General features: G+C 37.6%; 1 protein-coding gene. It reads right to left on the reverse strand.

Going from position 1 to position 519, the window contains the following annotated elements; all coding sequences use genetic code 11:
• On the reverse strand, window positions 1-519 hold a 519-nt coding region (gene bla / locus R7044_RS28040; RefSeq protein WP_225456362.1), incomplete at both ends, for a class A beta-lactamase.

The following is a 519-nucleotide window of genomic DNA, read 5'->3' on the forward strand; positions in this document are numbered from 1 at the left end:
ACTCTAATTTTTTTTTGTTCATTTCAGATAGCGCTGAACCAAATAAAAATTTATTCAAAGTACTGGCTATTGCCTTAGGAGTTGTCGTATCCCTCAAATCACCAAGCTTGCCTTCATTTAATTCAGGTTCAATACGGTCTAGACGGGTTTCTTTATCTCCGATTTGTCTTAGAAAATCCGTCACACTTTCAGGACCTCCTAGGGCATTTAGGATGATATTTGCTGCTGCATTATCACTTGTCGTCATAGTTGCGAAACACGCATCATCGAGTGTTATTGCTTGTCCTACTTGCTTTTCTATTACGGGAGAATAGGTCACAAGATCTGCTTTTTTGATCTCAACTGTACTCTTAGGATTTATTTCCCCTTGCTCAGCATCAAATAATAATTTAGCACAAGCTATTGTTTTAAAAGTACTTGTTAAAGGAAAACGCTGATTGCCATTGTAATCCCAAGACTCTCCAGTTTGAGTATCAAGAACAGAAATCCCTATATGCGCAGAAAGAGATGCTTCAATTA

The sequence above is a fragment of the Vibrio sp. 1402 genome, from assembly GCF_033340275.1.